The 17502-nt window shown below is 70.7% G+C and carries 16 protein-coding genes and 1 riboswitch; of the genes, 10 read left to right on the forward strand and 6 right to left on the reverse strand.

The window, feature by feature from the left end:
- Positions 1–106: 106 nt before the first annotated feature.
- On the reverse strand, positions 107–1102 hold the full coding sequence (locus ABD340_RS24165) for a ribonucleotide-diphosphate reductase subunit beta (protein ID WP_344591810.1): 996 nt from the start codon (positions 1100–1102) through the stop codon (positions 107–109).
- Entirely contained in the window at positions 1102–3315 is a 2214-nt protein-coding gene (locus tag ABD340_RS24170; protein WP_344591811.1) for a ribonucleoside-diphosphate reductase subunit alpha, read from the reverse strand. The genes ABD340_RS24165 and ABD340_RS24170 overlap by 1 nt, the downstream gene beginning before the upstream one ends.
- A 107-nt stretch (positions 3316–3422) precedes the next feature.
- Positions 3423–3678: riboswitch (cobalamin riboswitch) on the reverse strand.
- Between the two features lie 106 nt (positions 3679–3784).
- Between ABD340_RS24170 and ABD340_RS24175 the strand changes: the two genes are divergently transcribed.
- The 3 genes from ABD340_RS24175 to ABD340_RS24185 all read left to right on the forward strand — a co-directional run bounded on the left by ABD340_RS24175 (position 3785) and on the right by ABD340_RS24185 (position 6014).
- Positions 3785–4396: an MFS transporter gene (locus ABD340_RS24175; protein WP_344591813.1), complete on the forward strand. Its 612-nt coding sequence runs from the start codon at positions 3785–3787 to the stop codon at positions 4394–4396.
- A gap of 163 nt (positions 4397–4559) precedes the next feature.
- Positions 4560–5129: a copper resistance CopC family protein gene (locus ABD340_RS24180; protein WP_344591815.1), complete on the forward strand. Its 570-nt coding sequence runs from the start codon at positions 4560–4562 to the stop codon at positions 5127–5129.
- A gap of 117 nt (positions 5130–5246) precedes the next feature.
- Positions 5247–6014, forward strand: coding sequence for a group II truncated hemoglobin (locus ABD340_RS24185; protein WP_344591817.1), 768 nt, complete (start codon positions 5247–5249; stop codon positions 6012–6014).
- Between the two features lie 7 nt (positions 6015–6021).
- On the opposite strand, the gene ABD340_RS24190 is transcribed toward ABD340_RS24185, so the two are convergent.
- A complete protein-coding gene (locus ABD340_RS24190) occupies positions 6022–7365 on the reverse strand; it encodes an MFS transporter (RefSeq protein WP_344591819.1) in 1344 nt (447 codons plus the stop codon).
- Positions 7366–7459: 94 nt separating this feature from the next.
- On the opposite strand from ABD340_RS24190, the gene ABD340_RS24195 reads away from it, so the two are divergent.
- The 4 genes from ABD340_RS24195 (at position 7460) to ABD340_RS24210 (ending at position 12342) form a co-directional block, all read left to right on the forward strand.
- Positions 7460–8116: a TetR/AcrR family transcriptional regulator gene (locus tag ABD340_RS24195; RefSeq protein WP_344591821.1), complete on the forward strand. Its 657-nt coding sequence runs from the start codon at positions 7460–7462 to the stop codon at positions 8114–8116.
- Between the two features lie 83 nt (positions 8117–8199).
- Positions 8200–9882, forward strand: coding sequence for an AMP-binding protein (locus ABD340_RS24200; RefSeq protein ID WP_344591823.1), 1683 nt, complete (start codon positions 8200–8202; stop codon positions 9880–9882).
- 202 nt (positions 9883–10084) lie between these two features.
- Positions 10085–11731 carry an AMP-binding protein gene (locus ABD340_RS24205; protein ID WP_344591824.1) on the forward strand — a complete coding sequence of 549 codons (1647 nt, stop codon included), beginning with the start codon at positions 10085–10087 and terminating at the stop codon, positions 11729–11731.
- Positions 11732–11889: 158 nt separating this feature from the next.
- Positions 11890–12342 (forward strand): hypothetical protein, encoded by a 453-nt coding sequence (locus ABD340_RS24210; protein ID WP_344591825.1) that lies wholly within the window; start codon positions 11890–11892, stop codon positions 12340–12342.
- 25 nt (positions 12343–12367) lie between these two features.
- Here the strand turns inward: ABD340_RS24210 and ABD340_RS24215 are convergent, their stop codons facing one another.
- The gene (locus ABD340_RS24215) at positions 12368–13582 is read right to left on the reverse strand and encodes an RNA-guided endonuclease InsQ/TnpB family protein (protein WP_344591827.1); all 1215 of its coding nucleotides are present in this window, start codon (positions 13580–13582) and stop codon (positions 12368–12370) included.
- A gap of 175 nt (positions 13583–13757) precedes the next feature.
- Complete coding sequence (locus tag ABD340_RS24220; RefSeq protein ID WP_344591829.1) at positions 13758–14153, reverse strand: hypothetical protein; 396 nt, start codon at positions 14151–14153, stop codon at positions 13758–13760.
- 104 nt (positions 14154–14257) lie between these two features.
- On the opposite strand from ABD340_RS24220, the gene ABD340_RS24225 reads away from it, so the two are divergent.
- Together ABD340_RS24225 and ABD340_RS24230 are read left to right on the forward strand one after the other, a co-directional pair.
- Complete coding sequence (locus ABD340_RS24225) at positions 14258–15067, forward strand: alpha/beta fold hydrolase (RefSeq protein WP_344591831.1); 810 nt, start codon at positions 14258–14260, stop codon at positions 15065–15067.
- 100 nt (positions 15068–15167) lie between these two features.
- Complete coding sequence (locus ABD340_RS24230) at positions 15168–15362, forward strand: hypothetical protein (protein ID WP_344591832.1); 195 nt, start codon at positions 15168–15170, stop codon at positions 15360–15362.
- A gap of 698 nt (positions 15363–16060) precedes the next feature.
- On the opposite strand, the gene ABD340_RS24235 is transcribed toward ABD340_RS24230, so the two are convergent.
- A complete protein-coding gene (locus ABD340_RS24235; RefSeq protein WP_344591833.1) occupies positions 16061–16510 on the reverse strand; it encodes a hypothetical protein in 450 nt (149 codons plus the stop codon).
- A gap of 418 nt (positions 16511–16928) precedes the next feature.
- Between ABD340_RS24235 and ABD340_RS24240 the strand changes: the two genes are divergently transcribed.
- Positions 16929–17261, forward strand: coding sequence for a hypothetical protein (locus ABD340_RS24240; protein ID WP_344591835.1), 333 nt, complete (start codon positions 16929–16931; stop codon positions 17259–17261).
- Positions 17262–17502: the final 241 nt, after the last annotated feature.

A 17502-nucleotide genomic window follows, 5' to 3' on the forward strand; every position in this document is an offset into this window, starting at 1 on the left:
TCCACCAGCTCGGGCGGACGTGACCAGTCACGCCGGAGCCGGGGCCCTGGACGCACAGGGCCTCCCTTGGAAGCGGTGGCCGCCGGGTGCGGCCGCCGCTTCGTGGTTAGAAGGGTTCGTCTAGGGTTACGGTGCCTTCGGTGCCTATCTGGTAGGCGGATACTCGGCGTTCGAAGAAGTTGGACAGTTCTTGGACGTCCTGGAGTTCCATGAACGTGAACGGGTTGGACGAGCCGTAGCGGACGGGTAGGCCCAGGCGGGTCAGGCGTTGGTCGGCCACGTATTCCAGGTAGCCGCGCATGTCGTCGGCGCTCATGCCTGGTAGGCCGTCGCCGCACAGGTCATGGGCGAACTCCAATTCGGCCTCCACGGCTTCTTCGAGCATGCGGGTCACCTGTTTTGTCATTTCGGTGTCGAACAGGCCGGGTTCCTCGGAGCGGACGGTGTCGACGACTGAGAAGGCGAAGTCCATGTGCATGCTCTCGTCCCGGAAGACCCAGTTGGTTCCTGAGGCCAGGCCGTTGAGGAGGCCGCGGGAGCGTAGCCAGTAGACGTAGGCGAAGGCCCCGTAGAAGAAGAGGCCCTCGATGCACGCGGCGAAGCAGATGAGGTTGAGAAGGAACGAGCGCCGGTCGGTGGGCGTGTGCAACTCGTCCTGGGAGCTGATGGAGTCGATCCAGCGGAAGCAGAACTCGGCCTTGGCCTTGATGGACGGAATGTGCTCGACTGCCGCGAACGCGCGTGCGCGCTCGTCGGCGTCGGGGAGGTAGGTGTCCAGCAGGGTCAGGTAGAACTGGACGTGCACGGCCTCTTCGAACAGCTGCCTGGATAGGTAGAGCCTGGCCTCGGGGGCGTTGATGTGCTTGTAGAGGTTCAGGACGAGGTTGTTGGCCACGATCGAGTCGCCGGTGGCGAAGAACGCGACCAGCCGGTTGACCAGGTGCAGTTCTTCTGGGGTGAGCCGGTTCAGGTCTTGGAGGTCTGAGGCGAGGTCGACCTCTTCTACTGTCCAGGTGTTGCGTATGGCGGCGCGGTAGCGCTCGTAGAAGTCGGGGTAGCGCATGGGGCGCAGGGTCAGGTCCATGCCCGGGTCCAACAGCATTACTGGCACGCCTCGCAGGTCTCGGGGTTCTCCAGGGAGCACATGAGCGTTGTCTGGGCGATGCGGGTTGCCGGACGGGAGCGCAGGTAGTAGGTCGTCTTGAGTCCGCTGCGCCATGCGTAGGCGTACATCGAGGAGAGCTTGCCGATGGTGGGCGTCTCCATGAAGAGGTTCAAGGACTGGCTCTGGTCGATGTAGGGCGTGCGTGCGGCGGCCAGGTCGATGAGTGCCTTCTGGGGGAGTTCCCACGCGGTGCGGTAGAGGTGGCGGAGCTCGGCTGGGAGGTCCAGGCCTTGGACCGAGCCGTTGGAGCGCTTGATCGCGTCTCTGGTGGCGGGCGTCCACAGCCCGAGGCGCTTCAGGTCGTCCACGAGGTAGCCGTTGATCTGCAGGAACTCGCCCGACAGCGTCTCGCGCTTGAAGAGGTTGGACACCTGCGGCTCGATGCACTCGAAGCAGCCCGCGATGGACGCGATCGTAGCGGTCGGCGCGATGGCGATCAGCAGCGAGTTGCGCAGCCCGACCTCGGCGACGCGGGCGCGCAGGGCGTCCCATTCGGCGGCGCGGGCGGGCGCGGCGTCCGGGAAGTGGTCCGGGTGCAGCATGCCGCGCGCGGTGCGGGTGTGCTCGAACGCGGGGAGCGGCCCCAGTTCGGCGGCCAGGTCGGCGGACGTCCTGTAGGCCGCCAGCGCGATCTCCTCGGCGATCAGCGTGGACAGTTCGCGCGCCTCCGCCGAGTCGAACGGCAGCCGCAGCTTGAAGAACACGTCGGCCAGGCCCATCACGCCCAGCCCGACCGGCCGCCACCGCCGGTTGGCGTCCGCGGCCTCCTCGGTCGGGTAGAAGCCGCGGTCGATCGTGCGGTCCAGGAAGCGGACGGCGGTGCGCACGGTGGCCCGCAGCCGCTCCCAGTCGATTCCGTCCGGAGTGGTGTGGGCGGCGAGGTTGATCGAGCCCAGGTTGCACACCGCGGTCTCGCGGTCGCCGGTCACTTCCAGGATCTCGGTGCACAGGTTCGACAGGTGGACGACGCGGCCCGGCTCGGCGGTCTGGTTGCAGGCACGGTTCGCGGCGTCCTTGAACGTCATCCAGCCGTTGCCGGTCTCGGCGAGCGTCCGCATCATCCGGCCGTAGAGGCGGCGCGCCGGAACCTGCCGGACGTACCGGCGCTCCGTCTCCGCGCGGCGGTAGGCGGTGTCGAAGTCGTCGCCCCACAGGTCGGTGAGCTCGGGCACCTCCTTGGGGTCGAACAGCGACCAGGTGCCGTCGGCCTCGACCCGCCGCATGAACTCGTCGGGGATCCAGTTGGCGAGGTTGAGGTTGTGGGTGCGGCGCGCGTCCTCGCCGGTGTTGTCGCGCAGTTCCAGGAACTCCTCGACGTCGGCGTGCCAGGGTTCCAGGTAGACGCAGGCGGCGCCCTTGCGCCTGCCGCCCTGGTTGACGGCGGCGACGGACGAGTCGAGGGTGCGCAGCCAGGGGACGATCCCGTTGGAGTGCCCGTTGGTGCCGCGGATCAGCGACCCGCGCGCCCGGATCCGGGTCCAGGAGATCCCGATCCCGCCGGCGTACTTGCTGAGCCGCGCGACCTGCCCGTACCGCTCGTAGATCGATTCCAGCTCGTCGCGGGGCGAGTCGAGCAGGAAGCACGACGACAGCTGCGGGCGGCGGGCGGCGGAGTTGAAGAGCGTGGGCGAGCTGGGCAGGTACGACAGCGTGCTGAGCAGCCCGTACAGTTCGGCGGCCTCGCCGATGTCCGCGGCCAGCCCGCAGGCGACGCGCAGGAAGAAGTGCTGCGGGCGCTCCAGGGCGCGGCGGGTGCTCGGATGCCGCAGCAGGTAGCGGTCGTAGAGGGTGCGGAGCCCGAAGTACTCGAAGCGGTCGTCGGCGTCATCGTCGATCAGCGCGTCCAGCTCGGTGGCGTGGGCGGCGACGAACGCGGCGGGCGCGTCGGCGAGGAGCCCCTGCGCGTGCGAGGCGGCGACCGACTCGGAGAAGGCCCGCACCCCTTCGGCCGCGGTCTCGTCGGCGATCTTCAGGCTCAGCAGGCGGGCCGCGACCTTGGCGTACGCGGGCTCCGCGGCGACGAGGGCGGCGGCCTCGGCGATCGCCTGGTCGCGGTCTTCCCGTCGCACCCGTGCCGGGTCGGCTTCGGGCAGGCCCGCGCAGGCCTGCTCGACCTCGGCGGCCAGCCGGTCGATGACTTGCTGTGTCACGTGTTCTGCTCTCTCCGTCGCGAGCTGCTCGCCTCGCCGGGAGCGGGCACGCGAACGGGGGCGCGGCGGCATGCCGCGCACCGTCCACCGGCCCTCCCGCGAGGCCTGGACGAACATCGGTGCCGGCAGGTCTTCGGACTCGCGGGCACCGCGCCGTCCGGACGTCCGGACGGCGCGACCTAGTGGCCGTCGCTTCCCGGCGCTCACGCGCCAGTGCCTATGACGGCGGTCGTTCCCGCTCACCGCTGCGGGGCAGTCCCGGAATTGGCGGCGCCGATGGCGGCAGCGCACGTCGCACCGGGTTCCCTCTTACGACGCCCGAGCCGTTGGCGGCACGGGCGAACCAGCACGGGCAAGACCCTACATCTGGGTGGACCGGTTCGCGACACCACAACATGTTGGGCGTGTCGCGTCCTATCCGGGGGGAGGTATAGAGATCACCGGACCGGAGTGGGACGATGAACGGGCCATGTCCCCGCATCCGCTCTTCCGGACCTCGCGGGCGGCCGCCTTCGCCGCCGTCTGCGTGTCGCTGGCGACCCTCGGGCACACCCTGACCTCCACCGTCACGGTCCCGGTCTGGGCGATCGCCGCGGGCTTCGGCGGGGTGCTGGCGGTGGCGCTGGTGCTGGCGGGCCACGAGCGTTCGCTGGCGACGATCCTGGGCGGGCTGCTGGGCGGCCAGTTCGCGCTGCACAGCCTGTACGCGGCGGCCACCGCGCCGCCGCTCCCCGCGCTCCCGGCCGACCCGGCCTCGGGGCACCACCAGATCGCGTCCGTCCCCGGGTACGAGTCGAGCCTGGCGATGACGCTCGCGCACGTGGCCGCCGCCGTCGTCTCGGCCTGGTGGCTGCGGCGCGGCGAGCGGGCGGCCTGGACGCTGGCCCGGCGGGTCGCCGCCCTGGCCGACCGGTCGCTGCGCGTCCTGCTGGTGCTGCTGCGGGTCGAACCGGCCGTCCCTCCGGCGCGTACATCTCCGGTGACGGCGGTGATCGCGACCGGCACCGCCGGCCGCGTCCTGCGGTACCAGGTCGTACGGCGGGGCCCGCCCCGGCGTTCGAGGGCGCTCGCGCACGCCTGACCTGTCCCGATCAGGGGCCGGACGGGCTCGCGGACGGGCGCCGAGCGCCACCGGACGCCGAACACGCGGCGCTTCCGGTTTTCCCGTACGCCTCGAACGTCCAATGGAGATCTCTCATGTCCGTGCTCGCCTCATCCGGAGTCACTCGTGCGAGGAGGCCGTCATGACCATCCGTTCCATCCTGGCCAGGACCGGGCTGGCGGGCGCGCTCGCGGCGGCGACGCTGACGCTGGGCGCGGTGCCCGCGGCGGCGCACACCGCGCTGAAGTCGACCGACCCGAAGGCGAAGGCGGAGGTCGCCCCGCCCCGCGAGATCACGCTCACCTACACCGAGAAGGTCCGGCTGCCCCGGATCGTGCTGACCGGCCCGGGTGACGCCCGGATCGAGAGCGCGCCCGCGACGGTGTCCGGCGACAAGGTCACCCAGCCGGTGAACGGGACGCTCGCGAACGGCACCTACACCGTCGGCTGGCGGGTCGTGTCCGCCGACGGGCACCCGATCTCGGGCACGTTCAAGTTCACGGTGAAGGGCTCGACCGCTTCCGGCCAAGGACAGGCTCCGGCGGCGAACGCGTCCGGCGCGCCCGCTTCGACGCCTTCGGCGAGCAACGCGGCGGGGCAGGAGGAGGCGGAGTCCTCGTCGTCCGGATGGGTGTGGATCGGCGCTGCGGGGCTGGTCGTGGTGCTGCTGATCGGCGGCGTGGCCTGGGCGCGCCGTCCCGCCAAGGACTGAACTCGAGGCGGTGGCCCCTCCGCGGTCGCCCGTCCGGATGACCGCGGAGGGGCCACCGCCCTGGCATGATTACTCCATTACAGCATTACGCTTCTCTCGATACGAGGGTGTGAGACCGTGATCGTCGAGTACATCCGCTACCGCGTCGACCAGGCCGACGCCAGCGAGTTCGAGGCCGCCTACGGGCGCGCCGCCGTCCCGCTGGCGGCCGCCCCCGAATGCGTGGACTACGAGCTGTCCCGGTGCGTCGACGAGCCCGGGTGGTACGTCCTGCGGATCACCTGGACCTCCGCGGACGACCACCTGCAGGGCTTCCGGAACGGCGAGCACTTCGGGGCGTTCTTCGCCGAGATCCGCCCGTTCGTCCAGCGGATTGAGGAGATGCGCCACTACGAGCGCACCGCCGTGCACGGCACCGGCTCCTCCGTACCCACCCTGTACGAGTGGGCGGGCGGCGCCGAGGCGCTGGAACGGCTCACCGAGGCGTTCTACACGCAGGTGCTCCAGGACGACCTCATCGGCCCCCTCTTCGCGGGCATGGACCCGGGCCACCCCAAGTACGTCGCGATGTGGCTGGCCGAGGTCTTCGGCGGACCGTCCCGCTACAGCGACGAGCGCGGCGGCTACCAGCACATGCTCACCCAGCATCTCGGCAAGGGCATCACCGAGCCGCAGCGCCGACGCTGGGTGAGCCTGCTGATGGACGCCGCCGACCAGGTCGGCCTGCCCGACGACCCCGAGTTCCGCGCCGCGTTCTTCGGCTACATCGAGTGGGGCACGCGGCTCGCCTTCGCCAATTCGCAGCCCGGCGCCGAGCCGCCCACGCAGGCTCCCGTCCCGCGTTGGGGCTGGGGCGTCGCGCCGCCGTACATCCCGCACAGCTGAGCCGAGTTCAAGGGCGCACCTTGGCGGCCTCCTCCGTTCGCGTCCGCCATAGGACGAGGAGGCCGACGGCCCCGGCGCATGCGGCGATGGCCATGCCCCAGCGCATGCCCGGCGGCCTGTACCCCGACAGCGCCCACGCGGCCGTGGCCAGCGCGGGGCCGAACGCGAAGCCGAGCTGCCGTGCCAGGCTCTGTGCCGCGCCCGCCGTCCCCGCGAGCGCGTCCGGAGCCCTGGTCATGATCATCATGAAGTTGGGGCCGGCGAAGAGCCCGACGCCCGCGCCCGCGACGGCCAGCCGCCAGCTCAGGTCGGACGGCTCCCATCCGGCGTCGAGCGGGACGAGCAGCAGGGTGCCAGCCGTCGCCACGATCAAGCCCAGCAGCGTGGTGCGGGCGGCGCCCCAGCGGTCACCGAGCAGCCCGCCCAGCGGACCCGCGAGCACCATCCCCGCCGGGAACGCCAGGATTGCCACCCCCGCGGCCGCGGCCGTCAGTCCCAGGACGCGCTGCAGGTAGAACGGCGCGAGGAACTCCACCATCGAGATCGCCACGGCGTTCAGCAGCACCAGGACGACCGGCCCCGGCACGCCCGGCACGCGGACCAGCTCCCGGAACGGTGCGCTCGGGCCGCTCCGCCACCAGGCCAGGACGGGCGGGATCGCCAGCGCGGCCAGTCCGAACCAGTGCGTCCCGTGGCTCGCGCCCAGCGACAGCCCCAGCAGCAGCGCCGCGGTGGCCGTCCCGAGCAGCACGCTCTCGCCGAGGAACGAGTGGCCGGGCGGACGCACCCGCGCGTCCGGCGGCATCTGGGCCAGCGCGATCGCGATCACCAGCAGCCCGACCGGCACGTTCAGGTAGAAGATCCACGGCCAGCCCCACGTTCCGGTGACGATCCCGCCCACCGCCGGTCCGCTGACCGCGCCGAGCGGGCCGAGCGTCATGACCAGCGCGGACGCCCGTCCGACGTGCTCCGGGCGGACCGCCCGCGTCGAGATCATCGGGACCAGCGCGAACAGCAGGCCGGCGAACGCGCCCTGCACGAGCCGGGCCGCGACCAGGGCGGCCAGGACGGGCGCGGCCCCGGCCGCCAGGCTGCTCGCGGTGAAGCCGCCGATCGCGAAGATGAGCGCGGACCGCGCGCCCACGCCGTCCAGCCACCGCCCGGCCGGGAGGGTGAGGGCGACCAGGGGCAGCAGGTAGCCGAGGACGACCCATTCGGTGGCGGCGGTGCGCACGCCGAAGTCCCGCTCCAAGGCGGGCAACGCGACCGCGACGACGCTGGTGTCGAGCGTCGCCATGAAGACGACCAGCGCCGTTCCCGCCACCAGCCACCAGCGATCACGTCCGTCCACACCGACCTCCAAGAACTACACGTCATGTGAAGTTAAAAAGTACACAACCTGTGTAGATACTTCAATGGGCGGGGAAGCTGGAAGCATGTCCGGCATGGCCAAGCCGATCGAGGAGCCCCGGAACGCGCGCGGCCGCCGGTCCCGCGCCGCGCTGCTGGCCGCCGCCCGGGAGATCGTCGAGACGGACGGCGTCACCGCCGCCACGATGGCCGCCGTCGCCGAGCGCGCCGGCGTCACCCGGCGCGCCGTCTACCTGCACTTCGCCTCCCGCGCCGACCTGATCAGCGCGCTGTTCGAGCACGTCAACGAGGTCGAGGACATCCAGGGCCGGTTCGCCCCCATCGGCGACGCGCCGGACGCGGTCACCGCACTGGAGGAGTTCGCGCGGCGGCACGCCGAGTACATGCCGCGCATCCTCGCCGTCGCCCGCGCCGTCGAACGCGTCGCGCCCACCGACCCCGACGCCGCCCGGCACTGGCAGACCGCCATGTACTGGCGGTACGAGACCAACCGCGCCCTCGTCCGGCGGCTCGACGAGGAAGGCGTCCTCGCCCCCGGCTGGACGGTCGACACCGCCGCCGACATGCTCCTGGCCCTCATCTCCAACGGCGTCAGCGAAACCCTTCTCGTCGAACGCGGCTGGACGCCCGTGCAGGTGGGCGAGCACATGGCCCGGCTACTGCGCGCGACCTTCGTCGCCGGCGCCGTTTCGGGCCCGTCCGGGCGCTCGAAAAAGGCCGGCAGGGGGTAGGAAGAGCGCGTCAGGGAACGTGGCCCGGGGGCTCGGCCAACGATCCTCCTGACAGGGTGGCTTTCCGGCTACGAGGAGGAACCATGGCGGCAGTTGAGTTCCGTGCGGCGCGCGACTTCTTGCTCGCCCATCGCGATGACTACGCGACGGCGTACGAGAAGTTCCGCTGGCCCGTGTTGACCGGGTTCAACTGGGCACTCGACTGGTTCGACAAGATCGCTGAAGATAACGACCGGCCCGCGTTGTGGATCGTGGAGGAGGACGGAACGGAGGAGCGCCACTCGTTCGCCGACATGTCGCGGCGCTCCAACCAGGTGGCCAACCGGCTGCGCGCCGCCGGCGTGCGCCGCGGCGACCGCATCATCCTCATGCTCGGCAACCAGGTTGAGCTGTGGGAGACGATCCTGGCCGCGATGAAGCTGGGCGCCGTCCTCATCCCGACCACCCCGCTGCTCGGGACGGCGGACCTGCGCGACCGGCTGGCCAGGGGACGGGCCAAGCACGTGGTCGTCCGCTCGGACGCGGCCGCCAAGTTCGCCGACATCCCCGGCGACTACACCCGGATCGCGGTGGGCCCCGAGGTGGACGGCTGGCTGCGGTACGACGAGGCGTACGACGCCGACACCGCCTTCACCCCGTACGGGATCACGTGCTCCACCGACACGTTGCTGCTGTACTTCACCTCGGGCACGACCGCCCGTCCCAAACTGGTGGAGCACACCCACGCCAGCTACCCGGTCGGCCACCTGTCCACGATGTACTGGATCGGGCTGCGGCCCGGCGACGTCCACCTCAACATCTCGTCGGCGGGGTGGGCCAAGCACGCCTGGAGCAACGTTTTCGCGCCCTGGAACGCCGAGGCGTGCGTCTTCATCTTCAACTACACGCGCTTCGACGCCGACCGGCTGCTGGACGAGCTGGAGCGCTGCGGCGTCGCCAGCTTCTGCGCGCCGCCGACCGTGTGGCGGATGCTGATCCAGGCCGATCTGAGCCGGTTGTCGTCCCCGCCGCGCGAGGTGGTGGCGGCGGGCGAGCCGCTGAACCCGGAGGTCATCGAGCGGGTCCGCGAGGCGTGGGGGGTGACGATCCGGGACGGCTTCGGGCAGACCGAGACGACCGTGCAGATCGCCAACACGCCCGGCCAGGAGGTCAAACCGGGCTCGATGGGACGTCCCGTGCCCGGTTACCAGATCACGCTGGTGGACCCGGCGACCGGGGAGCCGGCCGAGGAGGGCGAGATCTGCGTCGACCTCGAAGAGCGCCCGCTCGGGCTGATGACCGGCTACCACGGCGACGAGGAGCGCACCGACGAGGCGATGGCGGACGGCCGCTACCACACCGGCGACATCGGCGCCGTCGACGAGGACGGCTACATCACCTACGTGGGCCGGGCCGACGACGTCTTCAAGGCGTCCGACTACAAGATCTCCCCGTTCGAGCTGGAGAGCGTGCTGATCGAGCACGAGGCGGTGGCCGAGGCCGCGGTCGTGCCCTCGCCCGATCCGGTGCGGCTGGCGGTGCCCAAGGCGTACATCACGCTGGCCGCGGGCTGGGAGCCGACCGCCGAGACCGCCGCGGCGATCTTCGCGCATTCGCGGGCGCAGCTGTCGGCGTTCAAGCGGATCAGGCTGCTGGAGTTCGCCGCGCTGCCCAAGACGATCTCTGGCAAGATCCGCCGGGTGGAGTTGCGCGCGAGCGAGGTCGACAAGCATCCCGACCCCTCCGCCCGCCCGGAGGGCGAGTACCGAGAGGCGGACCTGCGGTGACCGAGCGAAGCGAGGGCAGCGCGGCTGCTGTGTCGGGGGGTGTGGGGGGTCGTCCCCCCGCAAGTGGCAAGGTGACCGAGCGAAGCGAGGGCGGCGCGGCTGCTGTGTCGGGGGGTGTGGGGGGGCGTCCCCCCGCAAGTGGCAAGGTGACCGAGCGAAGCGAGGGCGGCGCGGCTGCGTTTGTTGGGGGTGCGGGGGCAAGGTGACCGGACTGTCTTACGTGTCAGGGACGTCGGGCAGGCCGCTGCTCGGGGACACCATCGGCGCCAATTTCGCCCGGACGGCGGCCGCGTTCGCCGATCGCGACGCCCTGGTCGAGTGCGCCACCGGACGGCGGTGGAACTACGACCGGCTCGCCGCCGAGATCGACTCGGTCGCGCTGGGCCTGCTCGAGATGGGCGTGACCAAGGGCGACCGGGTCGGGATCTGGGCGCCCAACTGCGCCGAGTGGGTGTTCGTCCAGTACGCGACGGCGCGGATCGGCGCGATCCTGGTCAACATCAACCCCGCGTACCGGGTGCACGAGCTGGAGTTCGTCCTGAACCAGTCGGGGGTGCGGACGCTGGTGGCCGCGCCGTCGTTCAAGACCTCCGACTACGCGGCGATGATCGAGGAGGTCCGGCCGCGCTGCCCGGAACTGCGCGACGTGGTGCTGATCGGCCGCGAGTCGTGGGACACGCTGCACGACGCGGGCTGGGTCGGCGATCCGGCGCGGCTGGCGGAGGCGGGCGCCGGGCTGAGCGCCGACGACCCGATCAACATCCAGTACACCAGCGGCACGACGGGGTTTCCCAAGGGCGCGACCCTGTCCCACCACAACATCCTCAACAACGGTTTCTTCGTCGGCGAGCTGTGCGGCTACGACGAGGAGGACCGGATCTGCGTGCCGGTGCCGTTCTACCACTGCTTCGGCATGGTGATGGGGAATCTGGCGGCAACCAGCCACGGCGCCTGCGTGGTGATCCCGGCGCCGTCGTTCGATCCGGCGGCGACGCTGGCGGCGGTCGCGGCCGAGCGCTGCACCTCGCTGTACGGGGTGCCGACGATGTTCATCGCCGAGCTGAACGACGACTCCTTCGGCGACCACGACCTGTCCTCGCTGCGCACCGGGATCATGGCCGGGTCGCCGTGCCCGGTCGAGGTGATGAGGCAGGTCATCGAGCGGATGGGGATGGCCGAGGTGGCGATCTGCTACGGCATGACCGAGACCTCCCCGGTGTCCACGCAGACCCGCGCGGACGACTCGCTGGACCGCCGGGTGTCGACGGTCGGGACCGTCCACCCGCATCTGGAGGTCAAGGTCGTCGACCCGGTGTCGGGCGTGACCGTCCCGCGCGGGACGCCCGGCGAGCTGTGCACCCGCGGCTATTCGGTGATGCTGGGCTACTGGGAGGAGCCGGAGCGGACGGCGGAGGTGATCGACGCGGCCCGCTGGATGCACACCGGCGACCTGGCAGTGATGGACGGCGGGGGCTACGTCAACATCACCGGCCGGATCAAGGACATGGTCATCCGGGGTGGTGAGAACGTCTACCCGCGCGAGGTCGAGGAGTTCCTCTACACCCATTCCGACATCGTGGACGCGCAGGTCATCGGCGTCCCGGACGAGAAGTACGGCGAGGAGCTGATGGCCTGGATCCGGCTCCGTCCCGGCGCCGCGCCGCTCACCGCCGAGTCGCTGCGCGAGTTCTGCTCGGGGCGGCTGGCGCACTACAAGATCCCCAGGTACGTGCACCTGGTGGACGAGTTCCCGATGACCGTCACCGGCAAGGTCCGCAAGGTTCAGATGCGGGAGGAGGCGATCGGGATCCTCGGCCTGGACGAGGCCGCCCGCTCCCGGCACGCCTGACGGCACCGCACGACACGTCCTGCCAAGTTGACCCGAAACGGTCGCCGTTCTTGCTTGACTTCTGTCAAGATCATTGGGAGCTGATCGTTCACGCCGGTTCCGGCGCGCCTCAAACGAGATCGAATTCCGACGGGATGCAGGATCGACGAGAGGACGCCGTGTCCGAGAGTGAGAACGCTCCCGAGGACGCGATGGCACGCGACTTGGCCGAGGCGATGAAGCAGCATCTGGCGCGGCTCGGCGAGATCGTCCGCTGGCAGGACACCGCGATCGGCCGGGCCCCGAGCCCCAACCTGCTGGTCAAGGCGGGCTGGGCGAACGGCAAGGGGCTGACCGAGCTGGAGATCTCCGAACCGGCCATGGCCATGGACCCGGCCTTTCTGGCCGCGACGATCAGAACGGCGACCGGTCAGGCCCGGCGGGATCTGCTGCGCCAGGCACAGGAGATGGTCGCCGATTTGCGTCGCGAGGCCGAGGAACTGCTGGACCGTCTCGACGCCATACCGAAGGTCGGCTTCACCGGAGATGCCCGCGCGACCCTGCTCGACACCCGCGACTGGTGGCGGGGCTACGTGGAGTCCCTGCACAAGTTGACCTTCTCCCCCTCGTGAACGAGGGGGATTCCAACCCGTGGCCTCAGGAGAGGGGGACAGGTTGAGGTTCGCGGTTCGTCCGCCCCGGCAACCCGGAGCGTCCCCGCGCAGCGACGGCCGGTCCGGCCGCCGTGCACACGAGTCCGAGTCCGGTCTCGTGGGCGATGTTGCGTGCCGCGTTCACATCGGCGTTGCCGGCGTAGCCGCAGGACCGGCATCGGAAACGCGCTTGGCTCTCGCGCGCCTCCCGATCGGTGGTCCCGCACGCCGAGCAGCGCTGCGAGGTGTACGCGGGGGCGATCCTGTGGACGCGGCCGGGGGCCTTGTGCTCCAGCCGCTCGACCAGCATCCCCCAACCGGCGGCCAGGATGCCCCGGTTCAGCCCCGCCTTGGCGGCGACGTTGCGTCCCGGCCTCTCGATGGTGCCCTTCGCCGAACGGGTCATGCCCCCGATGCGCAGGTCCTCGACACCGATCACGTCGAACTCGCGGGCCAGCATCGTGGAGGTCTGCTCCACCCAGTTCTTGCGGCGGTCGCTTTGACGGGCCTTGAGGCGGGCGAGCGCGGCTTTGAGCCGCGCGCGGCGGCGCGAGCCTCGGCGGGCACGCCCCAGGTTGCGGGCCAGCAACTCCAGGCGTCGTGTCTCTCCGGGGGTGAGGCCGGGGACCTTCAGCAGATCCCCGGTCGACAGGGCGGCGCTGACGGCCACGCCCCGGTCCACCCCGACCACGGTCCCATCGCCGGGGCCAGGGACCGGGGGCGGGAGGTGCGCGAACGCCACATGCCAGCGCCCGGCCCGATCACAGGTCACCCGGTAGGACTTCACACCCTCCGGCACCGGCCGCGACAGGCGGAACCGCACCCATCCGCACTTGGGCACCAGCACCGCACCCCACTTGCGCGACAACCGCTCGACCTGGTGCGGTTTGACGCCGACCTGCCGGAATCCCTCGTGCACGCCCTGCTTGCGCCAGGTGGGGCGGCGGTGGGTACCGGCGAAGAAGTTGCCCATCGCCTGCGCGAAGTCACGCAGCGCCTGCTGCTGCACGGTCTGGGAACCGGCCCGCAGCCACTCGAACTCGGCGCGGGCCTGGGTGAGCTGCCGGGACTGCTCTTTGTAGCCCGGCGCCCCGCCCCGGTACCGGGACCAGAAGAGGTATTGCTCGACGGCCAGGTTCCACACGTACCGGGCGTGCGCGCAATGCGAGAGCAGGGCTTGCTCCTGCTCTGGGGTGGGGGCCAGGCGGTAGCGCGGCACGGGGCGATCGTAGCGTGCACGCTCGAACACAGGGACGAAAACGTGCTGGATAGTGCCTGGTCAACCGGCATTCGCCCGGGCGGCGAATGTCGGTTCCTGCCCTGCTCCGCAGGGGTCCGATTCCTCCCCGGCCTGAAGGCCGGGGTTTCCTCGGAGGTTCTTCGATGAAGAGCGGCTAACCCGCCGAGGTTCGCGCGCGATCGGAAACCAGCACCGAGGCCATACCGATCGCGCAGCCGCCGACCGTGAGAACGCCGATGCCGACGAGGCCGACTCCGATGACCCAGAAGCCGTCCTCCGCCCAGTCCAGGGCGGCGGCCAGGGGAGTTCCCAAAGATGCGCCGAGCCAGACGGCGACGGCGCGGCGCTGCCACACGGCCAAGCCGCCCAGCACCAGCAGCGTCACCACCAGGCCGACCACCTGCCACGCCTGGTACGGCCCGGTGACCCGCCCGTCGGGATGCTCGTCGTAACGCTGATCCCAGCCGAGCCACGCCAGCCAGGCGAGCATGCTCACCGCGAGGGCCAAGATTGCCGCGCCCAGATGCCGGGAAACACCGCGAATGCTCATGCGGCCACCCTTCCCCACCCCGTCCGGCAGGCCCCAGAGCGCGACTACTCAACCGTCCTGAGTATCCGCGATGAGTTTTCCCGCCGTCCCAGGTCTGCCCTTTCATGACCACAACCCACACTCTCGAAACACCCGGCGCGCGCCTGCACTACGAGGTCCGCGGCTCGGGTCCGCTGCTGCTGGTGACGGGCTCGCCGATGGCGGCCTCGGAGTTCGCGCCGCTCGCGGACGCGCTCGCGAGCGATCACACCGTCGTCACGCACGACCCGCGCGGCATCTCGCGCAGCCACGTCGACGACCCCGAGCAGGACTCCACACCCGAGCTGCGCGCCGACGACCTCGCCGCCATCCTGGACGCCCTCGGCGCGGAATCCGCCGACGTGTTCGGCAGCAGCGGCGGCGCGGTGACGGGCCTGGCCCTGGTCGAGCGGCACCCCGAACGGGTGTGGACGCTCGTGGCGCACGAGCCTCCACTGCTGGAACTGCTGCCCGACGCCGCCGACCGGCGCGCCACGACAGAGGACATCATCGAGACCTTCCACCGCGACGGCGTGGGCGCGGCGTGGATGAAGTTCATGACCACCGCCGGCTTCGACCTGTCCGCCGACGACGCGCCGTCCGGCCCTCCAGGAGAGCCCACTGAAGAGGAGCTGGCCAACAGCGCCCGCTTCTTCAACCACGAACTGCGCGGCACCACTCGCTACGTGCCCGACACCGCCGCACTGAAGGCGGCGCCGTCCCGCGTCGTCATCGGCATCGGCGCCGAGTCCAAGGGCCTGGTCACCTACCAGACCTCCCTGGCCCTCGCCGACCTGCTCGGCACGCCCCCGACCGAGTTCCCCGGCGACCACGGCGGCTTCATGGGCCGGCCCAAGGAATTCGCGGAGGCCCTGCACAAAGTCCTCACGGCCTGATGCAGACGGGACGACCCGGCGCCACCCGCGCCGGACCGTCCCGCGCCGATGTGCACTGGGGGCACTCGACGACGATCCGTTCGACCCTCACCTCGCTCTGATGGAGGCCGCGTATCTCGTGCGGACGCGTGAGATCGACGCTGGTCTGCAGCAGGCGCTCACCGCGCTGAAGGACACGCACATCGCCACCACCGCCCGCCTTACCTTGGCCGATATGGTCCTGCGGACTCTCCCTGAGCAGGCGCGGGGCCTTCCGGCGGCGCGGGAGTTGCGGGAGCTGACGACCACCGCTTGAGCCGCAAGCTCCTGGCCAGGCAAGTACTGGGAGCCGTGCCCGAGTAAGAGCGGGACCTTCCGGCGGCGCGCGAGCTGCGGAAGCTGACAACCTGCGCTTGAGCCGCACGTCGGGGCCGGTCTGCGACCGCGCTTGAGGACTTGTCCGACGTCGCCGTCGCCCGGTTGTCGTTGGTCGGCGTGGTCCTGCGAAGTCTTCCCGCTGAGGCACGGTCACTTCCGGTGGCGCGCGAGCTGGGGGAGCTGGCGACCACTGCTTGAGCCGCGAGCGCGTGCGCTGGATCGCCGACGTTCTCGGGTCGTACGCCCGTCCATTGGCAGGACCATCCGGCGCGGTGGACGGAGGAGGGCGGTCGTGAGTCCCAAGACGATTCCGACGGGCGGTCCGAAGAAGAACGAGACGCTCACCGAGTGCGGCATTCGCGGGTGCCGCGAGGAAACCGGTGTGGACGTCGTGGACGCGGGCGACGCAGGCATCTACATTGCGCCTGCTTCCGGTCTCTTGGGAGCCAGGCGTTGGCCTGCCGGGAGCAGCCGAACCGCCGGCGGCGGTACCTGGGCGATCAAGGGAGCCGGCGGGGTCCCCGAAAGAGTCTGGTCCCGCGGCCTCAGCCAGGGAACCAGTCAATACTGGGGACCGGCCTGGTAGCCGGTCCCCTGGTTGCACGCCCCGCAGCCGCCAGGCGGCCCTGCGGCGAGCTAGTTGGCGTCACGCCGACTGCGGAGGACGTGGCGGCAGAGGACGACGACGCCGACGAGGCAGCCGCCGACGAAGGCGCCGACGAAGAAGCCGCCGACGATGCCGAGGGTGCCCGCGAAGAAGCCGCCGACGCCGCCCGCGTCGCCGCCGACGCCGCGAGCGATGAGGCCGCCAACGACGACGGCGATGGCGCTGCCGAGGAAGCAAGCGAACGCGTCGGCGATGTTCTTGGCGGCGCCGCTGATGAGGGCGGCGCGCAACACGTCGCCGCCCATGTTGATCTCGCCGTAGTACCCATGGGTGGCGCAGAAGATGGCGAAGGGGCCGCCGAACATGGCGGCGCCGACGCCGGCGACGGCGACGGCGTAACCGCCGTCGATGACGCCACCGAGGAAGCAACCGAGGACGAGGCCGAGGAAGCCACCGAAGAGGAGGAAGAGAATCCTCATAGGTCCAACTCCTTTGCTTGGCGCCGTGTCTCTTACACAGGCGTCTGGGGGGTGACCGTCCTCTGGCTGCCCCGCCGTGCAACCACCCAGCGGAGCGTGCGAGTTGAGGGAGCGGATCACGGCCGCCTGAGACCGGACGGCGCGGCGGCGAGCCCGCAGGCGTGTGCGCAGAGTGGGCCGAAATAGCGAAGCCCTGGCGAGACGCCCGGGGTGAGTTGGGGTTCTGTGCGGCGGCGGGCAGCGGGCTGGTTTCGGCGGTGACCCGCACCGACGTCTGGTCGTGCGGATGCCGGCGTGGCCTGGACGGTGATCTTTGTGCCTTCGCATCGGGCGGGGGCGCATTGCAGCAGATCGCCGAGCATCCCTGCCCGGCGGGGGCGCAACACAACACAAACACCCTCAACAAAGGAGAGAAGTCATGGCGACCGCGACCATCGACTTGAGCGGCTTCGATCTGGTCGTCACCAGGGACACGCCCCCTGTCGAGGACGGGCGGCTCTTGATCCGGGTCGCCGTCCTCGACGGCGGCGAGTTCAAGGCAGAAATTGTCGACTACAGCGTCACCGTCTTCGGTGGCAAGGCCACCATTGGTGTCATCAGCGTCTTCGGCAACGTCACCGCCTACGACGGCGAGACCCAGGTGGGTACGGTCTTGGACCGCGGGCGCTTCGAGGGCTGCGGCGGCACCAACACCGTCGCTCTGGTCTTCGACGGCGGTCATGTCTGCGGCAACGTCGACCGAATGTGGTAGCCATCACGAGCGGCTCCTACGGCCGCACCGGCCAGCCTGCTGGGGGCCAGAACCACTCGCTGCCGAGTAGGACCTCCTGGTCCGGCGGCGAGCAGAACACCAGGGGCCAGATCGCAATCTGACCTCGCATCGGCCCTCGCACCTCACGGTGCGAGGGCCGACGTCTCGTCGGCTGTGGCGAGAGGAAGGAATGCCAAGCTCGCCGCCCGGGCCGGACGAAGGTGTTCAGAGGCCCGATCTC

Source organism: Actinomadura vinacea (assembly GCF_039532545.1).
Classification (GTDB): domain Bacteria; phylum Actinomycetota; class Actinomycetes; order Streptosporangiales; family Streptosporangiaceae; genus Spirillospora; species Spirillospora vinacea.